The following is a 24148-nucleotide window of genomic DNA, read 5'->3' on the forward strand; positions in this document are numbered from 1 at the left end:
CCAGACATCAGCTCCCGTGCGGCGCCCGCGCCCCGGACGGCGGTATCGCGCACAACACGCGAACCGTGCCGGACCGGAATCAGGCGCGGCGCCCGGGAGCGTGACGGGAGAACCGCCCGCATGCTTGAGCCGACCGAACCCGGAACCAACGGGAACACCGAAGACAACAACAGCCCCGGTGACAAGCTGCCGCCGCGCCGCAGGCGCCGCGCAGCCTCCCGCCCCGCAGGCCCGCCGTCGGCGGGTACGCCGGGAGCGGCTGCCGCCGAGGACGTAGCGCCGGCCATACCGGCCGATGACGCCGCGCCGGCCGACACCGACGATGCCGCGCCTCCGGCGCGTACGCGCCGTCGTGCGGTCCGCAAGGCGACCGCTCCGGCGGGTGCCCCCGCGCCGTCCGCCGAGACCGCTGAGGCCGTAGAGAGCCCTGTGGCTGCCGAGACCCCTGCGACTGTCGAGGCCGCTGAGCCCGCCGAGGCCGAGGCCCCGGCCGCGCCGCCGCGTGCCCGCCGTCGTGCGGTCCGTAAGGCCACGGCTCCGGCCGGTGCGCCGCAGGCCGCGACCGAACGCGTGGCGGAGCCCGCCGCGGAGCCGGCCGCCGAGCCCGTCCCGGACGTCACCGAGGCACCCGAGGCACCTGCGCCGCGTGGCCGCCGCCGTGCGGTCCGCAAGGCGACCGCTCCGGCGGGCGCTCCGCAGCCCACCGAGGACATCGCCGAGGCACCCGAGGCACCGGCCCCCGCGGCCGTCGCCGCTGTCGAGGAGCCGGAAGCGGCACCCGTCGCCGAGGCCCCCCGCGCCCGTACCCGGCGCCGTGCGTCGGCACCGGCCGGCACGCCGCAGGCCGAGGCCGCCGCCGAGCCCGCAGCTGTCGTCGAGCCGGCCGCCGAGGCCGAGGTCACGGAGACGGCCGAGGCCGTCGAAGCGCCCCAGGCCGACGCCGCCCCGCCGGCGCGCACCCGCCGCCGTGCCGTACGCAAGGCGACCGCTCCTGCGGCCGCACCCCAGTCCGCCGAGAGCACCGTGACCCCTACTGTCGCGGAGGACGTCGTCGAGACCGGCGAGAGCCTTCCCGCAGCCGTGGCCGAGGAGCTCGCCGCCGAGACCGAAGAGGTCGCGGAGGCCGCCCCGCGCGGCCGTCAGCGCCGTCGGGCCGGCGCGCCGGCAGGCAGGCCGGAGTTCACCGGCAAGGTCGAGGAGCCCGCCCGCAAGAGCCGTCGCGCGACGCGCCCGGCCGTCGCCGTGTTCCAGGCCCCGGTCTTCTCCGAGCCGATGTTCCAGACCCCGGAGACCGCGGCTGCCGCTGCTGCCGCAGCCGGTCCCGAGACGCAGGCGGACGAGACCGAAGAGGTCGAGCAGGCCCCCGTGACCGAGCCCGCGGCCGAGGCCGTGGAGACCGTCGCCGAGCCCGCCGAGGCCGCGCCGCAGGGCGGTTCGCGCCGTCGCCGCCGCCGCCGCGGTGAGGCCGCCGAGGCCGAGCCGGCCGCCGCCCCCGTGGCCGCTCCGGTGGAGGAGGCCGTGGAGGACGAGCACGAGGCCGAGGCCGAGACGGACGCCGAGCACGAGGGCGAGGAGACGGACGAGTACGGGGACAGGCCCTCGCGCCGCCGTCGTCGTGGCGGCCGTCGCCGTCGTCGCGGTGAGAGCAACGACCTGGACGACGCCGAGCACGGCGACGAGGCCCCCGCGGACCGTACCGAGGACGAGACCGAGCGGGAGCGGGTCGAGGAGCAGGACGAGGACGAGGACGACTCGGCCTCCGGCTCCAGCAGCAGCCGCCGTCGCCGTCGCCGTCGTCGTCGCAGCGGCGAGGCCGCGGGCGAGGCCGACAACGGCACGGACGACCCGGAGCGTACGGTCGTCAAGGTCCGCGAGCCCCGCAAGAAGGAAGTGGAGCGCGAGCCCGGCACCGGTTTCGACGAGGTCCAGTCCATCAAGGGCTCGACCCGTATGGAGGCGAAGAAGCAGCGCCGCCGCGAAGGCCGTGAGCAGGGCCGCCGTCGCGTCCCGATCATCACCGAGGCGGAGTTCCTGGCGCGCCGCGAGGCCGTCGAGCGTGTGATGGTCGTCCGCCAGAGCGGCGAGCGCACCCAGATCGGCGTCCTCGAGGACAACGTGCTCGTCGAGCACTACGTCAACAAGGAGCAGGCCAGCAGCTACGTCGGCAACGTCTACCTGGGCAAGGTGCAGAACGTACTGCCGTCCATGGAGGCCGCGTTCGTCGACATCGGCAAGGGCCGCAACGCCGTCCTGTACGCCGGTGAGGTGAACTTCGAGGCGCTCGGCATGGCTCATGGGCCGCGCCGTATCGAGACCGCGCTGAAGTCCGGCCAGTCGGTCCTCGTCCAGGTGACGAAGGACCCGATCGGCCACAAGGGCGCCCGCCTGACCAGCCAGGTCTCGCTGCCCGGCCGCTACCTCGTCTACGTGCCCGAGGGCTCGATGACCGGTATCAGCCGCAAGCTGCCCGACACCGAGCGGTCCCGGCTGAAGACCATCCTCAAGAAGATCGTCCCCGAGGACGCGGGCGTCATCGTGCGCACCGCTGCCGAGGGCGCGAGCGAGGACGAGCTGCGCCGCGACGTCGAGCGGCTGCAGGAGCAGTGGGAGGACATCCAGAAGAAGTCCAAGAGCAGCGGCAGCACCAACGCGCCGACGCTGCTCTACGGCGAGCCGGACATGACCGTCCGTGTCGTCCGCGACATCTTCAACGAGGACTTCTCGAAGGTCATCGTCAGTGGTGAAGACGCGTGGGACACGATCCACGGCTATGTCTCGCACGTGGCGCCCGACCTGACGGACCGGCTGTCCCGCTGGACCTCCGAGGTCGACGTCTTCGCGACGTACCGCATCGACGAGCAGCTGATGAAGGCGCTGGACCGCAAGGTCTATCTGCCGAGCGGCGGTTCGCTGGTCATCGACAAGACCGAGGCGATGGTCGTCGTCGACGTCAACACCGGCAAGTTCACGGGTCAGGGCGGAAACCTCGAGGAGACCGTCACCAAGAACAACCTGGAGGCGGCCGAGGAGATCGTGCGTCAGCTGCGGCTGCGCGACCTCGGTGGCATCGTCGTCGTCGACTTCATCGACATGGTGCTGGAGTCCAACCGGGACCTCGTGCTGCGGCGTCTGCTGGAGTGCCTGGGCCGGGACCGTACGAAGCACCAGGTCGCCGAGGTCACCTCGCTCGGCCTGGTCCAGATGACCCGCAAGCGGGTCGGCCAGGGTCTGCTGGAGTCCTTCTCCGAGACCTGTGTCCACTGCAACGGACGCGGTGTCATCGTCCACATGGAGCAGCCGGCCTCGGCGGGCGGCGGCGGTGGCGGCAAGCGCGCCAAGAAGCGTGGCCGCGGTGGCGTCGGCCAGGACCAGGTGCACGAGCACGACCACGAGCAGGCCGACGAGCACGAGATCGAGAGCGAGGCCGAGGTGGCGGCGGAGGTCGCCGCCCCGGTGGCGCTGCCCGAGCCGGAGTTCGTCCCCGACGAGGAGCTCTACAGCAGCCCGGCCGAGGCCGAGGCGGCAGCAGGGCGTGGCCGTGGCCGTCGTCGTGCGACCCGCAAGGTGTCGGCTCCGGCCGGCGCCCCGAGGGCCGCGGCCGAGCCGACACGTGCGGCCGAGCAGGCGCCCGTCGCCGAACCGGTGATCGAGCCGGTCGTCGAGTCCGCTCCGGTCGTGGAGCCCGAGCCGGTCGTCGAGACCCCGGTGGCCGCTCCGGCCCCCGAGGCCGAGGCGCCCGTCCAGGGCCGTACGCGTCGCCGGGCGACCCGCAAGGCGACCGCTCCGGCGGGTTCGCCGAAGGCGGCCGAGACGGTGGAGCCGGTGGTCGTCGAGGCCCCGGAGGCCGTCCGGCCGGCGGCCGAGCCCGTCGCGATGGAGGACCCGGTCGTGGAGGCGCCGCACGCCCCCGAGGCCGAGGCCCCCGCTCCGGTCGCGGCGCCGCGTGCGCGGCGCCGGGCCACCCGTAAGGCCACGGCCCCCGCGGGCTCGCCCGCGGGTACGGAAGAGGCGGAGGTCGTCGTGGTGACGGCCGCACCCGCTTCCGACGCGCCCGTCGAAACCGCGGAGGCGGAGGCAGAGGCAGAGGCGGCGCCGGCCAAGAAGACGGCCCGCAAGGCCGCCGCCAAGAAGGCCCCGGCCAAGAAGGCAGCCGCCAAGAAGACGGTCGCCAAGAAGACCGCCGCGAAGAAGACGACCGCCAAGAAGACCGCCTCGAAGAAGACGGTGGCCGCAGAGCAGTCGTCGCCCTCCGTGACGGCCTCGGCAACGTCGTCGGACTCCGCGCCGTCGGCCGGCTGAGCATTCCGTAACCGGTTGTTCAACAACACGTGCCCTGCCCCGAGGCTCTCGGGGCAGGGCACGTGCTTTGTTTCAGAACTGATGCACCCACGGGTTAACGGGCCCGAAATGGCCTGAGAAATCCCTGATAATGTGACGGCGGTCGTTGTCCTGTAAGGGTTTCTCTTCCGGAAACCACGGACAGTGACCGGGCGCCGGTGGAGGACAGGCCGGTTCCGGATTCCTCGGCAGGGCGTCGGCATTCCGCCGGTGGGGTTAAGCGCGGCCTCGTAAGACGTCCCGCACCCCAGATCTCTGCCAGTAAAGAGCTCTTGCGGTGTTCAAGGAGGACGTCCATGACGAGCATCAACGAGCAGCCGATTCCTGCTGCCCGCCCGGTCATCGGTGAAGAAGAGATCGAGGCCGCCGTACGCGTACTGCGCAGCGGACGCGTCGTACAGGGGCCGGAAGTAGCGGCTTTCGAGGAGGGCTTCTCGGAGCTGGTCGACGGCCGTCAGTGCGTCGCCGTCAACTCGGGTACCTCCGCGCTCCACCTCCTGCTGCTCGCCCTGGGCATCGGCCCGGGCGACGAGGTGATCGTCCCCTCGTTCTCCTTCGCCGCTTCCGCCAACGCCGTACGCCTGGTCGGCGCCGACGTCGTCTTCGCCGACATCGAGCCCGGCAGCTTCGGCCTGGACCCGGCAGCCGTCGAGGCGGCGATCACGCCGCGCACCGCCGCGATCATGCCGGTGCACCTCTACGGTCACCCGGCGGCCATGGACAAGCTCATGCCCATCGCCGAGAAGCACAAGCTCGCCGTCGTCGAGGACGCCTGCCAGGCGCACGCCGCCGCCCTGAACGGAACCCCGGTGGGTGCCTTCGGAGCCGGCGGAACCTTCAGCTTCTACCCGACGAAGAACATGCACTCCCTCGAGGGCGGCATGGTCACCACGGCCGACGCCGAGCTCGCCCGCACCCTGCGCCTCCTGCGCAACCAGGGCATGGAGCAGCGGTACGCCAACGAGATCGTCGGCGCCAACATGCGTATGACGGATGTGGCCGCCGCCGTCGGCCGCGTACAGCTGACCAAGCTCAACGGCTGGACCGAGCAGCGCCGCGCCAACGCCGCGTACCTCGACGCGCACATCACCACCCCGGCCGTGATCACCCCGCCGGTCGCCGAGGGCGCGCGCCACGTCTACCACCAGTACACGATCCGTATCCAGGGCGACCGCGACGCCGCGATGGCCGCGCTCACCGAGGCGGGCGTCGGCAACGCCGTGTACTACCCGACGCCGATCCACCGGCTCAAGCCCTACTGGGAGCCGGACCAGAAGGCCGGCCGCACCTGGGACCTGCCGGAGACCGAGCGGGCCGCCGCCGAGGTCGTCTCGCTGCCCGTCCACCCGTCGCTCAGCGAGGGTGAACTGGAACGCATCGCGAACGCCGTGAACGCCATGGGAGCGAACCTGTGAGCACCGCCGCCGTACTCAGGGCCGGGCTGATCGGCCTGGGCTCCATGGGCCGTCACCACGCCCGCGTGCTCGCCGGGCTCGACGGCGTGAAGCTGGTCGGCGTCGTCGACCCGATGGGGGACAAGAACGGCTGGGCGCAGGGCGCCCCCGTCCTGTCGACCGTCGAGGAACTCATCGCCGCAGGCGTCGACTACGCGGTCGTCGCGTGCCCCACCGGGCTGCACGAGGAAGTCGGTCTGCAACTGGCCGACGCCGGTGTCTGCGCCCTGATCGAGAAGCCGCTCGCGGACACCGTCGAGGGCGCACGCCGTCTCGTGGACGCCTTCGAGTCGCGTGACCTGGTGGCAGGCGTCGGCCACATCGAGCGCTGCAACCCGGCCCTGCTCTCCCTGCGCGCCCGTCTCGCGGCGGGCGAACTCGGCGACGTGTACCAGGTCGTCACCCGCCGCCAGGGCCCGTTCCCGCACCGCATCGCCGACGTCGGCGTGGTCAAGGACCTCGCCACGCACGACATCGACCTGACGGGCTGGGTGACCGGTCAGACGTACACCTCGATCGCCGCCCACACGGTGTCGAAGTCCGGCCGCACGCACGAGGACATGGTCTCCGCCGTCGGCCAGCTCTCCGACGGCACGATGGTGAACCACCTGGTCAACTGGCTGAGCCCGCTCAAGGAGCGGTTCACCTCGGTCACCGGCGAGCGCGGCTGCTACATCGCCGACACCCTCACCGGCGACCTCACGTTCCACTCCAACGCCGCGGTGACCACGGAGTGGGAGGCGCTCCGCGCGTTCCGCGGTGTCTCCGAGGGCGACATGATCCGCTACGCGATCCCGAAGCGCGAGCCGCTCCTCGTCGAGCACGAGCTCTTCCGGGACGCGGTGCTGGGTGAGCCCGCCGATATCTGCACGTTGCGGCAGGGTTTGCGTACGGTTGAGGTGGCAGCTTCGGTCCTGGAGTCGGCCAGGAGCGGCCGGACGCTCGTTCTTGAGACAGGAGAGCCCGCTAACCATGGCGGTTGAGAGTTTGATGGCGGAGCTGCAGCGCAGCTCCCGAGGCAAAGTTGTCATGCTCGTCGACAACGGTGTGAACGGCGATTCCCGTGTCCAGAAGGAAGCACGCTCCATGGCCGAGGCCGGCTGGGACGTGGTCCTGGTGGGGAAGTCGCCGACGAAGAAGGACCAGCGCTGGCAGCTCGGTGCCGCCCAGGTGCGGCTGCTGCACGTTCCGACGCCCATGCACCGCAGGCGGCACGAGTACCGGCGGGCCGTACTGCGCTCGCCGCTCGCGTACCGGCCGGGACCGCTTGCTGCCTACCGCCAGCAGCGGATGAAGGCGTGGCGGACCGAGCTGAACATTCAGCTCATCCAGGCAAGTCGCGAAGGCTCTGCGCTCGGCAAGGTGAAGCTGATGCCTCCGCGTGGCGTCGCCAAGGCGATGAACAAGTGGGTGAAGCTGCGTGTGAAGCAGACGACTGCCCTGGAGCAGCGCCGCAAGGACATGAATTCCCCGCTCGACCGCTTCACGACAGCGTTCTGGCTGCGCACGATGGGCGACAGGTCCTGGCGTCGGCTCGACCCGGCGCTGTGGGACATGGAGCTGGCCTACGCCAAGGTCATCGATCGCCTTCAGCCGGACCTGATCCATGCCAACGACTTCCGCATGCTCGGCGTGGGCGCCCGCGCCAAACTGCGGGCGGAGGCCAAGGGCCGTCCCGTCAAACTGGTGTGGGACGCGCATGAGTTCCTGCCGGGCATCAAGCCGTGGAACTCCCATCCGCGCTGGCATGTCGCACAGTGTGCCTACGAGCGGGAGTTCTCCCGGTACGCCGATGCTGTGACGACGGTCTCCGAAACGCTCGCCGACATGCTGGCCGAGCGCCACGGCCTGAAGACCAAGCCCGAGGTGGTGCTGAACGCACCCGACGCGGAGATCTCGCCCGAGCAGGCATCGGAGCCCGTACCGGACCTGCGCGAGCTGTGCGGCATCGGCCCCGACGTACCACTCGCCGTGTACAGCGGTGCTGCGGCCCCGCAGCGTGGCCTCGACATCATGGTCGAGTCACTGCCCCAGCTGCCCGGCACTCACGTCGCGTTCGTTGTGCTGAAGCCGACGTCGGAGTACATGAACAAGCTGACTGCACGGGCAGCGGCCCTGGGAGTGGCGGACCGGCTGCACATCCTGCCGTACGTTCCCCACTACCAGGTCGTCCCGTTCCTGGCCTCGGCGGACGTGGGGGTCATTCCGATCCACCACTGGCCGAACCACGAGATCGCCCTGATCACGAAGTTCTTCGAGTACTCGCACGCCCGGCTGCCGTTTGTCGTCAGTGACGTCAAGACGATGGGCGAGATGGTTGCCCGCACAGGGCAGGGCGAGGTCTTCACGGCCGAGGACGTGTCGGACTACGTCCGCGCCGTCAAGTCCGTGCTGGCAGACCCGGCGAAGTACCGCAAGGTCTACGACTCCGCGGGGCTGCTCGACGAGTGGACCTGGGAGGCGCAGGCAGAGGTGCTCGACGGTGTGTACACCCGCGTGCTCGGTGGTTCGCGCAGCAAGTCCGCCAAGACGGCTTCGCAGGTGGTGGCATGACCGTCAGACCTGACGTCACTGTCGTCGTCGCTGTTTACAACACGATGCCTTACCTGACGGATTGTCTGAATTCCCTTGTCGGGCAGAGCATCGGCCTCGATCGTCTTGAGGTTGTCGCGGTCGACGACGGTTCGACGGACGAGAGCAGCGCTGAACTCGACCGTTTCGCCGAGAAATATCCCGACACCGTCAAGGTGATTCATCAGGCGAATTCGGGTGGCCCCGCGGCCCCGAGCAACAGGGCCCTGGAGATCGCCACCGGACGTTTCGTCTATTTCATCGGTTCCGACGACTACCTCGGCGAAGAGGCGCTGGAACGGATGGTGGCCTGCGCCGACGAGCACGATTCCGATGTGGTCATCGGCAAGATGGTCGGGACGAACGGCAGGTACGTCCACCAGAAGCTGTACACCGGGAACAACCCCGACATCAGCCTCTACGATTCGGTGCTTCCTTTCACCCTGGCCAACACCAAGCTGTTCCGCCGGTCCCTGGTCGAGGAGCACGGGCTGCGCTTCCCCGAGGACCTGCCGGTCGGCAGCGATCAGCCGTTCACCATCGAGGCGTGCGTCCGGGCCCGCAAGATCTCCGTGCTCTCCGACTACACGTACTACTACGCGGTCAAGCGCGGTGACGCGAGCAACATCACCTATCGCGCCAACCACCTGGCACGGCTGCGCTGCACCGCGAGGATCATGGAGCACACGGCCGGTCTCATCGAGCCGGGCCCGAAGCGCGACGCCGTGTTCAAGCGGCACTTCGACTGGGAGCTCTCCAAGCTCCTCCAGGAGGACTTCCCCGCCCTCGACGCCGACACCAGACGCCAGGTGTGCGAGGGCCTCGCCGTCCTGATCGACGCCTACTACACCGACGCCCTGCGCGTGGGCACGGGTGTGAAGCGCCGGGTGCGCTTCGGCCTCGCCCAGCGCGGTGCCGTAGACGAACTCACCCGTGCGATCCAGGACGAGACGGAGCACGGAGCCCCGCCTTTCCTCCTGGAGGGCGACCGGGCCTACGCCGCCTATCCCGGCTTCCGCGACCCCGCCGTCGGCCTGCCCGACCACTTCTACGAAGTGCTCGGCGAAGCGGTTACCGGCAGGCTCTCGTCCGGTACGGAACTGGAGTCGGCCGACTGGGATCAGGACGGCTCGGATCTCTCGCTCGTCCTGCGCCTGCGGCTCGGTGTCATCGGCGACACGGACACCGCGGTGGCCGCTCTGGCGCAGGGCGCGATGCCCAAGAGCGCCGACAAGCCCGGCGCCCGCAAGATGCCCGCGGACGCCCTGCGCCCGCGAGTCGTCGGCGAGTTCACCAGGGAGACGGTGCGCGACGGTACGCGTACGCGGCTGACCGCCCGTATCCCCATCCAGCCCGCCGCGGCCAAGCGAGGCGTCCGCGTCTACGCCGACGTGGCAGGCTCGACGTATGAGATTCCCGTGCGGACCGATGGTCTGCCGATGCCGCTGGCACGCCGGTGGGGGCAGACCAACCCGTTCCGCGTCTCGGCAAGCCCGAATACCAAGGGCCGGCTTGTGATCACCACCGCTCCGCTGTGGGAGACCAAGCCAGGCGCGGGCCCGCGGCTGCGCCGCATGCTGTCCAGGCTGAAGAGGAAGTAACCCCGATGAACATCTGTGTAGTCGCGCTCGGCAAGATCGGTCTTCCGCTCGCCGTGCAGTTCGCCGCCAAGGGCCACAAGGTCATCGGCGCGGACGTCAACGAGAAGGTCGTCGAGCTGGTCAACGCGGCCACCGAGCCGTTCCCCGGCGAGTACGACCTCGACGTCAAGCTCAAGGAGACGGTGGCCGCCGGCCTGCTCTCCGCGACGACGGACACGACGGCCGCGGTCGCCGCGTCCGACGCCGTCGTGGTCGTCGTACCGCTCTTCGTGGACGCCGAGGGCACCCCCGACTTCGGCTGGATGGACTCGGCGACGAAGGCGATCGCCGCGGGCCTGAAGCCCGGCACCCTCGTCTCGTACGAGACCACCCTGCCGGTCGGCACGACCCGCACCCGCTGGGCGCCGATGCTCGCCGAGGGCTCCGGCCTCACCGCGGGCGAGGACTTCCACCTCGTCTTCTCCCCGGAGCGTGTGCTCACCGGCCGCGTCTTCGCGGACCTGCGCCGCTACCCCAAGCTCGTCGGCGGCATCGACGAGGCGTCGGCGCAGCGCGGTGTCGAGTTCTACGAGGCCGTGCTCGACTTCGACGACCGCGAGGACCTGCCGCGCCCGAACGGCGTGTGGGACCTGGGCACGGCCGAAGCCTCGGAGCTCGCGAAGCTCGCCGAGACCACGTACCGCGACGTCAACATCGGTCTGGCCAACCAGTTCGCCCGGTTCGCCGACAAGACCGGTATCGACGTCAAGAAGGTCATCGAGGCCTGCAACAGCCAGCCGTACAGCCACATCCACCAGCCCGGCATCGCCGTCGGTGGCCACTGCATCCCGATCTACCCGCGGATGTACCTGTGGAACGACCCGGAGGCGACCGTCGTGCGCTCGGCCCGCGAGGCCAACGCCGCGATGCCCGAGTACGCCGTGGACCTGCTGGCCGCCGCCTACGGCGACCTGTCCGGCGCCGGTGTACTGGTGCTGGGCGCTGCTTACCGCGGCGGCGTCAAGGAGACGGCCTTCTCCGGCGTCTTCGGCGTCGTCGAGGCACTGAAGGCGCGCGGCGCGATGCCGTTCGTCTCGGACCCGATGTACACCCCCGAGGAACTGACCGCGCACGGCCTCGTCCCGCACGAGGGCCAGGCCGTCACTGCGGCCGTCCTCCAGGCGGACCACGCCGAGTACCGTGAGCTTTCCGCGGCCGATCTGCCGGACGTCCGTGTGCTGGTCGACGGGCGTCGTACGACGGACCCGGCCAACTGGGCGGGTGTCCGCCGAGTCGTCATCGGCGGCTGACCGCTTCCGGCGCCTTCTCCGATTGGAAATGAAATGACTGCAGTGAAGCGCCCAGGGCGCGTGGTCATGCTGGTGGACAACACGATCGACGGCGATTCCCGGGTGCAGAAGAGTGCCCGGGCCATGGCCGAGGCCGGTTGGGAAGTCCACCTTGTGGGGAAGGCGCCGAAGACCGGCAGGGACGAGTACGGCATAGGTCCCGCACGGGTGCTGCGTGTCCCGCTGAAGCACCTCATCGTGAAGAAGACGCTGCGGCTCCGGCTCCACCGGTTGCGCTACCCGCTGGCGTACACCGCGAAGAACCGGATCGAGTTCAAGCAGAACCAGGTCGAGGTCGACCGTGCCGAACTGCAGGTCGGAAGTATCGGCGACGCGGCGCGTACCGGCATTTCCCGCAGGCGCCCCACGGCGCGCAGGGTCCCCCACGCAGTACAGCGTGTGATGGCCAAGGCACGTCGTTCGTTCATCGCCGCACGGTCCAGGCAGACGCCGGCTGCACTCGATGCCCGGGTGAAGCACGATGGTGTGCTCGAAGACATCGAGGCCAGGTTCTGGCGGGCGGTCATGGGGGACCGGGCATGGCGCCGGCTGGATCCGCTCCCGTTCCGGTACGAGATCAGCTTCAGCGCCGAGATCGACCGGCTGAAGCCCGATCTGATCCATGCCCATGACTACCGCATGATCGGGGTGGCGGCGCGCTACGTCGCCCGTGCCCGCCGGGCGGGGCGGACCATCCGGCTGGTCTACGACGCCCACGAGTTCGTGCCGGGTCTCAACGCCCCCGGCAAGAAGTGGCTGGCGGCCCAGGTCGGCTACGAGCGCGAGCACATCGGCTACGCGGACGCGATAGTCACCGTGTCACCGGCGCTGGCCGAGATGCTCGAGGAGTCGCACGGTCTCACGGAACGCCCGGAAGTCACGCTGAACGCTCCGCCCAAGCTGATCCCCAGCCAACGCGGTGCGTGGGCGTCGGAGAGCGGTGCGAAGCACGTGCGGGAGGCGTGCGGACTGGACGACGGAACTCCGCTTGCGGTCTATTGCGGTGCCGCCGGCCCGCAGCGCGGGCTGCACACCATCGTCGAGTCGCTGGAGTACGCGACAGACCTGCATGTCGCCTTCGTGATCAACAATCTCGACGGTGCTTATGTGAAATCGCTCCGTAAGCTCGCGGAAGGTCTGGGGGCCGCAGACCGGATTCACCTCATGCCCTACGTGCCGTACGACGTTCTCGTGAGCTTCCTGTCGACCGCGGACGTGGGCGTCCACCCGCTGTGCAAGGGACCGGTCAACCACGAAGTCGCGCTGAGCACGAAGTTCTTCGAGTTCATGCAGGCCCGGCTGCCCGTGGTCGTCAGCGATGTGAAGGCCATGTCGGACGAGATCACCCGGGTCGGCAACGGGGAGATCTTCCGGTCGGAGGACAGCAAGGATCTGGCCAGGGCGATGGCGCTGATCCTCAAGGATCGTGCGCGATACACGGCGCCGTACGAGCAGCCCGGCATGCTCGACGAGTGGAGCTGGGAAGCTCAGGCGGAGAAGTACGTCGTTCTCTACGAGCGGCTGCTGAAGGACGTCGTCTGACGGTTCGGCAGGCAGACATGACGAAGGGCTCACCCGGTATCCGGAGTGCGCCCTTCGTCATGTGCGGGGCAGAGGTCAGCCGTTACGGCTGGCCGCCGCTTCCATCAGCTTGACCACACGTCGGGCGGCGGTGCCGTCACCGTACGGCGCACCGTGCGGCGCTGCCGGGACGGGCCGGGTGACGAGGGCGGCCCACTCGGCGGCGTCCATCTTGTGCGGGTCGGGAACGAGGTGGTTCCAGCCGTCCTCGAGGGTCTCGATCCACTCGGTCTCCGGCCGGATGGTCGTGCAGACACGGTCGAGCAGGTATGCCTCCTTCTGCAGACCACCGGAGTCGGTGACCACACCGGAGGACGCCAGTACGGCGGCGATCAGCCCGGCGTACGGAAGAGGGCGGCCCACATGGACCGAACCCTGGGCCAGGTCGATGCCGTGGTGCTCGGCCCGCGCGGTCAGACGGGGGTGAGCCAGCAGGGCGACCGGCAGGGGCAGCGCGGCCAGCGCCTCGATGACGGCCGCCAGCCTGGCCGGGTCGTCCGTGTTGTCCGGGCGGTGCAGGGTGGCCAGCAGGAACGGCTGCGAGGGGTTGATACCCGCGGGAAGCGCCGGGGCCGGGTGCTCCCCGGCCAGTACGGCATCGCGGATGCGCAGGCAGATGTCGACCATCACGTCACCGGCCAGCTCGGCCCGGTGGCCGAGGCCCTCGTTGGCGAGGTGGCGCATGGCCTCCTCGGTCGGGGCCAGCAGGAGGTCCGCGCAGTGGTCGGTGAGCACACGGTTGTGCTCCTCCGGCATCCGGCGGTTGAAGGACCGCAGACCGGCTTCGAGGTGGGCGACCGGCAGGTGCTGCTTGACCGCGGACAGTGCCCCGGCAATCGTCGAGTTGGTGTCGCCGTACACGAGGACCCAGTCGGGCTGCTCGGCCTCGAGCACCGGGTCGAGCGCGGTGAGTACGGAGCCGGTCTGCGCACCGTGGCTCCCGGAACCGACGCCCAGGTGCACGTCCGGGTCGGGGATGCCGAGCCCGGAGAAGAAGACATCCGACAGGTCCGCGTCGTAGTGCTGTCCCGTGTGGACGATGACGTGCTGGTGGTCGGTCTGGGCGAACGCTGCCGCGACAGGCGCGAGCTTTACCAGCTGGGGACGGGCACCGACGATGCTGACGACTTTCATCGAACACTCTTCTTTTCGGTCATGGGGCGTGACGGATTGGTCGTATGCGATTCGAATTCCCCTCGGTGCGGGGAATTCGTCTGGAGGCCGCCCGGCAATCTGCGGCCGGAGGCACTCGGACCGATACGGCGAAGCAGGTGTTCGAGCGGATGTTCCACGTAGTGGTAGGCAATTGCGGCCAGGACCAGACTCACGACGATCACTGCCAGCCAGAGTGCCGCGGTCTCTTCATGAGTGTCCGGCCGGCCGAACACTCTCAGTGCGGCTCTGATGACAATCTCGTGGAACAGGTACCAGGCGAACGACCACTGCCCGAGCCGGACCATCCAGGTACCTGAGAGGTAGGTCCGGCGGCGTTCGAGATCGGCGGTTGCCGCCGCAGCTACCAGCAGGGCGAAGAGCGGGGCCGACAGCAGGTGGGAGGCGCTGTAGGGGCTGTACCAGAGGCTGTCGGGGACGGCCCCGGACCAAGGGATGAGAGCCACGTGCCACGCCACTACGAGGGCGACAGTGACGGGCAGGCCCACCGGTGGCCGCCATCCCCGCTTCACGGCCAGACCAGCCACCACTCCCAGGACGAACTGCAGCGTGCGCGTCGGCGGGAAGTAGTCGAGGGCCCAGAGGCGGAGAGCCGGCTCGGCAATCAGTGCTCCTGCCACCCAGACGGCCACCGAAGCGACACACAGGCCAGCCGCACTCCAGCCCCTTGCTCGTGCCGTCCGCATCATCGGCAGCATCAGCAGGAGCGGGAAAATCAGGTAGAACCAGGCTTCGTCGCTGAGCGACCAGGCGGCCGGGTTCCCGCCCACCAGGTATGCGCGCTCGGGTATCCAGGCGTTGACGAGCCCCAGAGTGGCGGCGACACCTCGGAGGGAAATATCCGTGCCCAGCGCCCACCACACCGCGACGGACGTCATGACGGAGGCGGCCAGCAGAGGCCAGATCCTGGCGAACCGACGCCAGAGGAAGACCTTCGTCGGCACCGACTTCCCGTCGTACGTCCAGGCCAGAACGAAGCCCGAGAGTACGAAGAAGAAGGTCACCCCGCTGCGCCCGTACCAGGTGATGTCACTGATCCACGGGAGCTTTCCCGTCAGCCGCGACAGGTGGTACAGGACGACGACCAGAGCCGCCCAGAAGCGCAGCCCCGTGAGGGAATCCAGCCGGGCACGTGTGTCCGGAACGGCTGTCTGGCTGGCCGGCATGGGTGTCACCATCTTCGAAGTACGGGTCGGAAGGCATCTGGCCGTGAGACATGGCTGCCGGTTCAGGCCGCGCGTTCGTTGAGGACCCCGTCCTGCTCCTCGTACACGGCACCCGTCTGCGGGCACTCCCACACTCCGGCCTCGCCCGCGCGCTCGACGAGCTTCACGCCGACGCGCCCGACCCAGCCGATCCGACGGGCCGGGACACCGACGACCAGACCGAAGTCCGGTACGTCCTTGGTCACCACGGCACCCGCGGCGACCATGGCCCAGCGCCCGATCCGTACCGGCGCGACGCAGACGGAACGGGCCCCGAGCGAAGCACCCTCGGCGACCTTCACTCCGACGGCCTCCCAGTCCCCGCCGCGCTTCTGCTTGCCCTCGGGGTCCACGGAGCGCGGGTTGTGGTCGTTGGTGAGCACCACGGCGGGGCCGATGAAGACGCCGTCGCCGAGCTCGGCCGGCTCGTACACCAGCGCGTAGTTCTGGATCTTGACGTTGTCGCCGATCTGCACACCGGTACCGACGTACGCACCGCGGCCGACCACACAGCCCTCGCCGAGCCGGGCACCTTCGCGGATCTGCGCGAGCTCCCAGACACTGCTGCCGTCGCCGATCTCGGCGCTCTCGTCGACCTGGGCGGTGGGCTGGACTCTGTAGTTCACGTGGTGCGCCTTCCGAAGAGCGGACTTGCCCGGAGAGCTTACGATCCCGGCCGGCCGGTGGGTCCGCCGGTGGCGCACCTCAGGACGGCGTACGAGTCGACGCCCCCGCCCGCCCCGCCCCACCCGGTTTGACCCCCCGCACCCCGCCCCGTAACCTTGACCCTCGGCGTGTTTCTGTGCGCCTACCCCTGAGCACATCCCTCCCGGCCACGGCGTTCGCGCCGTACGTCGCGGAGAGGCCGCTCATCCTTCCGGATCGTCGCGGGCTTCGGCCTGTGCGAGCGGCTGGCATCAGGGGATCCGTTCCGAGCGAAAGAGAGATCCGCGTGTACGCCATCGTGCGCAGCGGTGGTCGCCAGCACAAGGTAGCTGTCGGCGACATCGTTGAGGTTGACAAGATTCCCACCGCCCAGGTCGGCGACACCGTAGAGCTCTCTACGCTGCTCGTGGTCGACGGCGACGCCGTCACCAGCGACCCGTGGGTGCTTGCCGGGATCAAGGTTCAGGCCGAGATCGTGGACCACCACAAGGGCGCGAAGATCGACATCCTTCGCTACAAGAACAAGACCGGCTACCGCCGTCGCCAGGGTCACCGCCAGCAGTACACGGCGATCAAGGTCACCGGTATCCCCGCGGCTGCGAAGTAAGGGACTGAGGAGACATGGCACATAAGAAGGGCGCATCGTCCACTCGGAACGGGCGCGATTCCAATGCTCAGCGGCTCGGCGTGAAGCGCTTCGGCGGTCAGGCCGTCAACGCCGGTGAGATCCTGGTCCGCCAGCGCGGCACCCACTTCCACCCGGGCACGGGCGTCGGCCGTGGCGGCGACGACACGCTGTTCGCGCTTACCGCCGGTGCGGTGGAGTTCGGTACGCACCGTGGCCGCAAGGTCGTGAACATCGTTCCGCTCGCCGTCTGATTCAGGCACGCGCAGAACGACACACAGCACCTTCCGAGGGCGGATCTCAGCTTTCCCGGTAATCGGGGAAGCGGGTCCGCCCTCGGCGTGTTACGTAGAGAGACATTCCCGTATTTACCTGGAGGCACCAACCATGACCACCTTCGTGGACCGCGTCGAGCTGCATGCCGCCGCGGGTAACGGGGGCCACGGCTGCGCCTCCGTCCACCGTGAGAAGTTCAAGCCGCTGGGAGGCCCCGACGGGGGCAACGGCGGCCGTGGCGGCGACGTGATCCTGGTCGTCGAGCAGGCCGTCACCACGCTGCTGGACTATCACCACAGCCCTCACCGCAAGGCCACCAACGGCCAGCCCGGTGCGGGTGACAACCGTTCCGGCAAGGACGGTCAGGACCTCGTGCTGCCGGTGCCCGACGGCACGGTCGTCCTCGACACGGAAGGCAACGTGCTGGCCGACCTGATCGGCCAGGGGACCACCTTCGTCGCGGGCCAGGGCGGCCGTGGCGGCCTCGGCAACGCCGCGCTGGCCTCCGCCCGCCGCAAGGCCCCCGGCTTCGCCCTGCTGGGCGAGGCGGGCGTGAGCCGGGACATCGTCCTGGAGCTCAAGACCGTCGCGGACGTCGCACTCGTGGGCTATCCGAGCGCCGGCAAGTCCTCGCTGATCTCGGTGCTCTCGGCCGCCAAGCCGAAGATCGCGGACTATCCGTTCACGACCCTTGTGCCGAACCTGGGTGTCGTCACCGCCGGGTCGACCGTCTACACCATCGCCGATGTGCCGGGGCTCATTCCCGGTGCCAGCCAGGGCAAGGGGCTCGGGCTCGAGTTCCTGCGTCACGTCGAGCGGTGCTCGGTGCTCGTGCACGTACTCGACACCGCGACTCTCGAGTCCGACCGTGACCCGCTCTCCGACCTCGACATGATCGAGGAGGAGCTCCGGCTGTACGGCGGTCTGGAGGACCGGCCGCGCATCGTCGCCCTCAACAAGGTCGACATCCCGGACGGCCAGGACCTCGCCGACATCATCCGCCCGGACCTGGAGGCGCGCGGATACCGCGTCTTCGAGGTCTCGGCGATCGCGCACAAGGGCCTGAACGAGCTCTCGTACGCCCTCGGCGGGATCATCGCCGAGGCGCGCGCCACCAAGCCGGCCGAGGAGTCGACCCGCGTGGTCATCCGCCCGAAGGCCGTCGACGACTCCGGCTTCACCGTCAAGCTCGACGACGAGGGCATCTACCGGGTGCGCGGCGAGAAGCCCGAGCGCTGGATCCAGCAGACCGACTTCAACAACGACGAGGCCGTCGGCTACCTCGCCGACCGGCTCAGCCGCCTCGGTGTCGAGGAGGCGCTGCGGAAGGCGGGTGCCCACGCCGGCGACGCCGTGGCCATCGGCTCCGCGGAGAACGCGGTCGTCTTCGACTGGGAGCCGACCATGATGGCCGGTGCCGAGATGCTGGGCCGTCGTGGCGAGGACCACCGCCTTGAGGCGCCGCGGCCCGCCGCGCAGCGCCGCCGGGACCGGGAGGGCGAGCGCGACGACCCGCAGCGCGAGTACGACGAGTTCGATCCCTTCTAGGACCGGGCGAGTTGATTTCCTGAGTGAGTGACTGAGGCCCGTCGCAGTGCCGTCGAAAGCGGTGCTCGGCGGGCCTCGCGCGCACCACGCAGGCATCGCGTCAACCGTGTCGCAGCGGCCACTCACCGTCACACTCGCCACAATTGCCTGGTGGCGGCCCCTGTCGGGCGCCCGAGGTGTGCGGATCGGGTGACGCGTCTGTGGAGTCGGTCACCCCCGTACGGCTCCACCGGAGCCCAACCTCCCTGGCCAGGCGGTGAACTACGGGTTTCCGGGGGGCATGCACCGACCGACGTCCGCCTTGCGAGACGGTCACGGAGAGTGCGACCATCACACTGTTCCCTCGTCATCGCAAGGTAGGTCGTCTGTGTCTGTGCCGCACCACGCCAAGCCCCGGACCACTGCTGTCGTACTCGCCGGTGGTACCGGTCAGCGCGTCGGACTGTCGATCCCCAAGCAGCTGCTGAAGATCGCCGGCAAGGCAGTCATCGAGCACACGCTGACCATCTTCCAGAACGCCGAGGACATCGACGATGTGATCGTGCTGATGGCCCCCGGATTCGTGCCCGACGTCGAGAAGATCGTCGCCAAGGCCGGACTGACCAAGGTCATCAAGGTCATCGAGGGTGGCAGCACCCGTAACGAGACCACCGAGCGCGCCATCGCGGCCCTCGGCGAGGGCCTTGCCGAGGGCGAGGACCGCAACGTCCTCTTCCACGACGCCGTCCGACCGCTGCTGTCACAGCGCGTCATCAAGGACTGCGTCGACGCCCTCGACCGCTACCAGGCCGTCGATGTCGCCATCCCGTCCGCGGACACGATCATCGTGACCCGCACCCACGGCGAGGACGGCGAGTTCATCACCGAGGTCCCGGACAGGTCCCGGCTGCGCCGCGGCCAGACTCCGCAGGCGTTCAAGCTGTCGACGATCCGCAAGGCGTACAGGATCGCGGCCGGTGACCCCAACTTCCAGGCCACCGACGACTGTTCGGTGGTCCTGCGGTACCTCCCCGATGTGCCGATCTACGTGGTCGCGGGCGACGAGTACAACATGAAGGTGACCCAGCCGGTCGACGTCTTCATCACCGACAAGCTCTTCCAGCTGGCCTCCACCGCCGCCCCCCGCCAGGCCGACGAGGCCGCCTACCGCGAGTTGCTCTCGGGCAAGACGCTGGTGGTCTTCGGCGGTTCGTACGGCATCGGCGCCGACATCGCCACGCTGGCCGAGCAGTACGGCGCGACTGTCTACGCGCTGGGCCGCTCCACCACCGGTACGCACGTCGAGAATCCCGAGCATGTCGACGAGGCGCTCTCCAAGGCGTACGCGGAGACCGGCCGGATCGACTACGTCATCAACACCGCGGGCGTGCTGCGCATCGGCAAGCTTGCGGAGACCGACACCGCGACGATCCAGGAAGCGCTGAACGTCAACTACCTGGCGCCGGTCCAGATCGCCCGCGCCTCGTACAAGTACCTGGCGGAGACCAAGGGTCAGCTGCTGCTCTACACCTCCAGCAGCTACACGCGCGGTCGCGCCGAGTACAGCCTCTACTCCTCCACCAAGGCCGCGATGGTGAACCTCACCCAGGCGCTCGCCGACGAGTGGGCGGGCGAAGGCATCCGCGTGAACTGCGTGAACCCGGAGCGCACGGCGACCCCGATGCGTACCAAGGCGTTCGGTCAGGAGCCGGAGGGTTCGCTGCTCTCCTCGGAGGCCGTGGCCCGTACCTCGCTGGACGTGCTGCTGTCCGCGATGACCGGTCACGTCATCGACGTCCGGCAGCAGGACCCGACCAGTGACGTGTCCGAATCCTCCGGTTTCGAGCAGGCCCTGGCGTCCGTGCTCGACCGCCAGGAAGATGTGTAATAATTCTCGGCAAATGTTCTTCTCGGGCCTTTGTGATCGCATTGCGCGAACACAAAGGCCCGAATGCGTGAAGCCCCGCCTTCACATTTCCCTCAATACGTGAATCAACCGGCACCCCCCCCTGGAGCAGGTTCTTCGTGATTTCGACAGCCATTCGCCTGGCCCGAGTGGGCAGCCGGTCAGAACTGGCGGCGGCCGTACTGATGCTGCTGGGATATCCCCTCATCATGCTGGCCGCGCTCGTGCCCAATATCTGGTTCTTCGCGGCGGCCACGGCTGTCACGTATATCGCGGACTGGTATCTGCATCAGCGCGGCAGCTATCTCGTCAACCGGCTCGGAAAGGTGCGGGCGGGACTGTCCATCCGCTTCCTGCTCCGCCAGTTGATGGTCATCCTGCTGCTCGCCCGGCTGGACCTCGCGTCGGAACCGCTCTTCTACACGGCGGTCGCCTGCTTCCTGCTCTTCTACAGTCTTCAGGCCCCGCACGGCGCCATGACCACCCTGGTCCGGATGCGCCGCACCATGCCGGTCGTCACCCGCAACGTGGACCTGCACGCCGTGCGCATTCCCGACGCGCCGCCGCGCGCGCTGCTGCACCGCTCGGCCGAGAAGATGCTCCACCTCGACATCCCCGCGGTGGTCGGCATCCTGATCGCCGCCGGGACCGGGGTGGACGTCATCGGCTACGCCGGCGCCGCGCTCACCCTGCTGCTGGCGCTCGCCTTCAACGCGGCGCTCGTCCCGTATCTGCGCCGCGGCCGGCTGGCGCCCCCGGCCGCCGCCGTGCTCAAGGCCGTGGACGGCTGGCTGCGGGACTACCAGCCGACCGTCGTGCTCTACTTCTCCGGCTCCAACGAGTCGGCGTACCAGGGCAACATGTGGCTCGACACCATGGCGAAGGCCGAAGGCCGCCCGCTGATCATCATGCGTGAGCGCGGTCTCGTGCCCCAGCTCGCCGAGACCTCCGTGCCGGTGCTCTGCGTCCCCGCTGGTACGCACCTGATGAATCTGGACCTCGCCAGCGTCCGGGTCTGCCTCTACCCGGCCAACGTCGGCAAGAACATCCACATGCTGCGCGTCCCGACGATGAAGCACGTCTTCATCGGGCACGGCGACAGCGACAAGCTCGCCAGCGTCAACCCGTACTCCAAGGTGTACGACGAGGTGTGGACGGCGGGCCGCGCGGGCCGCGACCGCTACGCGCTCGCCGACGTCGGCATCCGCGACGAGGACATCGTCGAGGTCGGACGGCCGCAGCTCGCGCCGATCAAGACCTGGACCGGCACCGCGAAGAACCCCATCCCGACCGTGCTCTACGCCCCCACCTGGGAGGGCTGGGACGACAACCCCGGCAACACCTCCCTGCTGCTGGCCGGCGAGAACATCGTGCGCCGCCTGCTGAAGGCCGAGAAGCCGGTACGGGTCATCTACAAGCCGCACCCCTTCACCGGCATCCGCAGCGCCAAGGCCAAGGCCGTCCACGCGCGGATCCAGAACCTGCTCAGCAAGGCGGCCGCGGAGCGTGCCGCCGAGCCGCACTGGGCCGAGCAGGCAGCCGCCGCTGCCGCAGGGCAGCAGGCGGCGAAGGCCGAGCTCGCACGGATCGAGGCGGCACTCGCCGGCCTGGTGAAGTCCGGCCGGTCCGGTGGTGACGACGCCGAGGAGTCGCGCGTCTCGCTCGCCGACCCGTCGCGCCAGGAGCACGTCGAGGCGCTGCGGGCCGAGTGGAACGACGCCTACTGGCGTTCCTTCGGCTGGTGGGAGCACAAGACGGTGACGGGCGCCGAGCCCAAGCTGTACGACTGCTTCAACGAGTCCGACGCCATGGTCTCGGACATCTCCAGCGTGGTGTCCGACTTCATCGCGAGCGGCAAGCCGTACGCGGTCACCGACTCTGCGGTCCTCGGCGCCGAGGAGTTCAAGCGGCAGAACACCGCCGTACGGGCCGCGGTCATCCTCTCCAACAGCGCCGAGGAGATCGGCGAGCTGCTGGACGCGGTCACCGACAGCGCGGCCGACCCGCTGGCGAACGCCCGGTACGAGCTGAAGAGTTACCTGCTCGGCCCGGACGAGCCGACCTCCCTGGAGCAGTTCAACTCCGCGGTGCGCGCGCTCGCCGCCAAGGCCGAGGCCCGCAACGCCGGGGTCAGCCAGCGGATCGGGGAGCAGAGCGTGGCGTCGCCCGACCTGGAGGACGAGTCCAGCGGCGCGGGGGACGGCGAGGAGCAGATCGTCGCCGACGCCGTGGCGGCGGCCGACGCCGATGCCGAGGTCGGCACCGGACCCTCGGCGGTCCGCTGACCTTCCCGAGTGATCCGGTGATCCGGTGATCCGGTGATCCGGCCGTTGCGGCGGCCAGGCAACCCATCCGACGGTCCGTACGTCTCTCCAGGAGAGGGACGTACGGACCGTTCGGCGTGTTGATACATAAAAGACACCCTTGATCGGCATTCTGTCTCATTTGTGATGAGAATTGACGAGATGGGTGAGTTCCGGGTGTCGAGGGAGACCAGCGAAAGCGAGGTCGACGTACCCGATGTCAGTGTCGTCATCGGGGCCTACCAGGCCATGCCGTACCTGATCCGCTGCCTGGAGTCCGTCGAGGAGCAGACGCTGCCGGCCGGACGCATGGAGATCGTCGCTGTCGACGACGGCTCCACGGACGGCACGGGGGAGTACCTGGACGCCTTCGCCGCCCGTACGGACATTCCTGTGCGGGTCGTCCACCAGGCCAACTCCGGCGGACCCAGCGGGCCGCGCAACGTCGGCCTCGGTATGGCGCGCGGGCGTTACGTGTTCTTCCTCGACGCGGACGACTATTTCGGCCCGGAAGCGCTGGAGCGGATGGTCGCGATGGGCGACCGCGCCGGTACGGACGTGGTGCTCGGCAAGGTCGTCGGGGTCAACCGCGGTGCGGCGAAGTCGATGTGGAAGGAGACCGTCGAGCGCGCCGACCTGTACGTGTCCAACGTCAAGTTCACTTTGAGCGCCCAGAAGCTCTTCCGGCGCGCGCTTCTCCAGCGGCTCGGGATGTCCTTCGACGAGAAGCTGAAGACCGGTGAGGACGCGCTGTTCACCATGGAGGCGTACCTGCGGGGCGCCGGCGTCTCCGTCGTCGCGGACTACACCTGCTACTACCTCGTGGGCCGGGACGACGGCAAGCACGTGACGAAGAGCGGCGGCTACGTACTGCGGTTCGACTCGGCGCGTGCGCTGATGCGCCTCATCGCCACCCACGTACCCCCGGGGCCGCGGCGCGACTCGCTGATGGTCCGGCCGTTCGTCATCACATTGCTGCCACAATTCGGACCCAATCTGCTGAAGCAGTCGGAGGCCGTGCGCGACAAGAAGATGGCGCTGGCGGCGCCGCTCATGAAGGCGTACTGGACGCCCGGACTGGCTCGCGGGCTGAAGGCGAACGAGCGGCTCAGGCTGCTCTGTGTGGCGAAGGGCAGGCTCGATCTGCTCCTCGACGTCGTGCGGTTCATGAAGGCCAAGAGCGAGCCCGCGCTCGTCCGCGCGAGCCGCCCGAGCCGGTTGTACCTTGCGTATCCGCACTTCAGGGACGGTTCGGGACTGCCCGACGAGGCGTACGAGGTGACGGTCACCGAGTGGATCGGCGGCCGGCGGATCGAGGCGCCGGAGCCGAGGCCGTATGTCTCCCTCGTCCGCCGAGCGGTGCGCAGGATCCGCAGAACGGCGCTCCGGAACCTTCGCGCGCTCCGTGCTCGGGCGGAGCGAACAAAGAGCCCCTAACCGCACGCACGTGCCGTGAAACACCCGCCGCGTCAAGGGAATTGTGACGGGCGTCACTCCATGCTGTGGGGCAACCATGAGACCTTGGTGAGAGTCTCATTCACGCCCCGTCTTCCTGGGGTTCACGTCTGAAAGTCCCCCCGGAAAGGCCCTCTCG

At 69.2% G+C, this 24148-nt stretch carries 16 protein-coding genes; 13 read left to right on the forward strand and 3 right to left on the reverse strand.

Going from position 1 to position 24148, the window contains the following annotated elements; genetic code table 11:
- Positions 1–120 precede the first annotated feature (120 nt).
- From ACWGO0_RS20040 to ACWGO0_RS20070, 7 genes are all read left to right on the forward strand, one after another.
- Positions 121–4299, forward strand: a complete 4179-nt coding sequence (locus tag ACWGO0_RS20040; protein WP_453536363.1) for an Rne/Rng family ribonuclease — start codon at positions 121–123, stop codon at positions 4297–4299.
- A 335-nt stretch (positions 4300–4634) separates the two neighbouring features.
- The gene (locus ACWGO0_RS20045; RefSeq protein WP_453536366.1) at positions 4635–5753 is read left to right on the forward strand and encodes a DegT/DnrJ/EryC1/StrS family aminotransferase; all 1119 of its coding nucleotides are present in this window, start codon (positions 4635–4637) and stop codon (positions 5751–5753) included.
- Positions 5750–6775, forward strand: coding sequence for a Gfo/Idh/MocA family protein (locus ACWGO0_RS20050; RefSeq protein ID WP_453536369.1), 1026 nt, complete (start codon positions 5750–5752; stop codon positions 6773–6775). Before ACWGO0_RS20045 ends, ACWGO0_RS20050 begins: the two co-directional genes overlap by 4 nt.
- Positions 6765–8345, forward strand: coding sequence for a glycosyltransferase family 4 protein (locus ACWGO0_RS20055; protein ID WP_453536371.1), 1581 nt, complete (start codon positions 6765–6767; stop codon positions 8343–8345). Before ACWGO0_RS20050 ends, ACWGO0_RS20055 begins: the two co-directional genes overlap by 11 nt.
- Positions 8342–9964, forward strand: coding sequence for a glycosyltransferase family 2 protein (locus ACWGO0_RS20060; protein ID WP_453536374.1), 1623 nt, complete (start codon positions 8342–8344; stop codon positions 9962–9964). Before ACWGO0_RS20055 ends, ACWGO0_RS20060 begins: the two co-directional genes overlap by 4 nt.
- A gap of 5 nt (positions 9965–9969) precedes the next feature.
- Positions 9970–11253, forward strand: coding sequence for a nucleotide sugar dehydrogenase (locus ACWGO0_RS20065; protein ID WP_453536377.1), 1284 nt, complete (start codon positions 9970–9972; stop codon positions 11251–11253).
- A 33-nt stretch (positions 11254–11286) separates the two neighbouring features.
- A complete protein-coding gene (locus ACWGO0_RS20070; protein WP_453536380.1) occupies positions 11287–12834 on the forward strand; it encodes a glycosyltransferase family 4 protein in 1548 nt (515 codons plus the stop codon).
- 75 nt (positions 12835–12909) lie between these two features.
- Here the strand turns inward: ACWGO0_RS20070 and wecB are convergent, their stop codons facing one another.
- From wecB to ACWGO0_RS20085, 3 genes are all read right to left on the reverse strand, one after another.
- A complete protein-coding gene (gene wecB, locus ACWGO0_RS20075; RefSeq protein WP_453536383.1) occupies positions 12910–14007 on the reverse strand; it encodes a non-hydrolyzing UDP-N-acetylglucosamine 2-epimerase in 1098 nt (365 codons plus the stop codon).
- A complete protein-coding gene (locus ACWGO0_RS20080; RefSeq protein WP_453536386.1) occupies positions 14004–15212 on the reverse strand; it encodes an acyltransferase family protein in 1209 nt (402 codons plus the stop codon). Before ACWGO0_RS20080 ends, wecB begins: the two co-directional genes overlap by 4 nt.
- A gap of 62 nt (positions 15213–15274) precedes the next feature.
- Positions 15275–15877 carry an acyltransferase gene (locus ACWGO0_RS20085; protein ID WP_453536389.1) on the reverse strand — a complete coding sequence of 201 codons (603 nt, stop codon included), beginning with the start codon at positions 15875–15877 and terminating at the stop codon, positions 15275–15277.
- A 326-nt stretch (positions 15878–16203) separates the two neighbouring features.
- On the opposite strand from ACWGO0_RS20085, the gene rplU reads away from it, so the two are divergent.
- From rplU to ACWGO0_RS20115, 6 genes are all read left to right on the forward strand, one after another.
- A complete protein-coding gene (gene rplU / locus ACWGO0_RS20090) occupies positions 16204–16524 on the forward strand; it encodes a 50S ribosomal protein L21 (protein ID WP_073723125.1) in 321 nt (106 codons plus the stop codon).
- A 14-nt stretch (positions 16525–16538) separates the two neighbouring features.
- Positions 16539–16796: a 50S ribosomal protein L27 gene (gene rpmA / locus ACWGO0_RS20095; protein WP_015608479.1), complete on the forward strand. Its 258-nt coding sequence runs from the start codon at positions 16539–16541 to the stop codon at positions 16794–16796.
- Between the two features lie 133 nt (positions 16797–16929).
- A complete protein-coding gene (gene obgE / locus ACWGO0_RS20100) occupies positions 16930–18366 on the forward strand; it encodes a GTPase ObgE (RefSeq protein ID WP_453536392.1) in 1437 nt (478 codons plus the stop codon).
- A 367-nt stretch (positions 18367–18733) separates the two neighbouring features.
- Positions 18734–20233, forward strand: a complete 1500-nt coding sequence (locus ACWGO0_RS20105; protein ID WP_453536395.1) for a D-ribitol-5-phosphate cytidylyltransferase — start codon at positions 18734–18736, stop codon at positions 20231–20233.
- 227 nt (positions 20234–20460) lie between these two features.
- Positions 20461–22536 (forward strand): hypothetical protein, encoded by a 2076-nt coding sequence (locus tag ACWGO0_RS20110; RefSeq protein ID WP_453536527.1) that lies wholly within the window; start codon positions 20461–20463, stop codon positions 22534–22536.
- Positions 22537–22716: 180 nt separating this feature from the next.
- Positions 22717–23991 (forward strand): glycosyltransferase family 2 protein, encoded by a 1275-nt coding sequence (locus ACWGO0_RS20115; RefSeq protein ID WP_453536398.1) that lies wholly within the window; start codon positions 22717–22719, stop codon positions 23989–23991.
- Positions 23992–24148: the final 157 nt, after the last annotated feature.

The sequence above is a fragment of the Streptomyces sp. NPDC055749 genome, assembly GCF_053617235.1.

Bases quoted from the DNA above. Each gene is read 5' to 3' on its own strand.
- wecB (WP_453536383.1), bottom strand. From the start codon at position 14,007: ATGAAAGTCGTCAGCATCGTCGGTGCCCGTCCCCAGCTGGTAAAGCTC.
- ACWGO0_RS20060 (WP_453536374.1), top strand. From the start codon at position 8,342: ATGACCGTCAGACCTGACGTCACTGTCGTCGTCGCTGTTTACAACACG.
- ACWGO0_RS20055 (WP_453536371.1), top strand. From the start codon at position 6,765: ATGGCGGTTGAGAGTTTGATGGCGGAGCTGCAGCGCAGCTCCCGAGGC.
- ACWGO0_RS20045 (WP_453536366.1), top strand. From the start codon at position 4,635: ATGACGAGCATCAACGAGCAGCCGATTCCTGCTGCCCGCCCGGTCATC.
- ACWGO0_RS20115 (WP_453536398.1), top strand. From the start codon at position 22,717: ATGGGTGAGTTCCGGGTGTCGAGGGAGACCAGCGAAAGCGAGGTCGAC.
- rpmA (WP_015608479.1), top strand. From the start codon at position 16,539: ATGGCACATAAGAAGGGCGCATCGTCCACTCGGAACGGGCGCGATTCC.
- obgE (WP_453536392.1), top strand. From the start codon at position 16,930: ATGACCACCTTCGTGGACCGCGTCGAGCTGCATGCCGCCGCGGGTAAC.
- ACWGO0_RS20070 (WP_453536380.1), top strand. From the start codon at position 11,287: ATGACTGCAGTGAAGCGCCCAGGGCGCGTGGTCATGCTGGTGGACAAC.
- ACWGO0_RS20110 (WP_453536527.1), top strand. From the start codon at position 20,461: ATGCTGGCCGCGCTCGTGCCCAATATCTGGTTCTTCGCGGCGGCCACG.
- ACWGO0_RS20040 (WP_453536363.1), top strand. From the start codon at position 121: ATGCTTGAGCCGACCGAACCCGGAACCAACGGGAACACCGAAGACAAC.
- ACWGO0_RS20065 (WP_453536377.1), top strand. From the start codon at position 9,970: ATGAACATCTGTGTAGTCGCGCTCGGCAAGATCGGTCTTCCGCTCGCC.
- ACWGO0_RS20080 (WP_453536386.1), bottom strand. From the start codon at position 15,212: ATGCCGGCCAGCCAGACAGCCGTTCCGGACACACGTGCCCGGCTGGAT.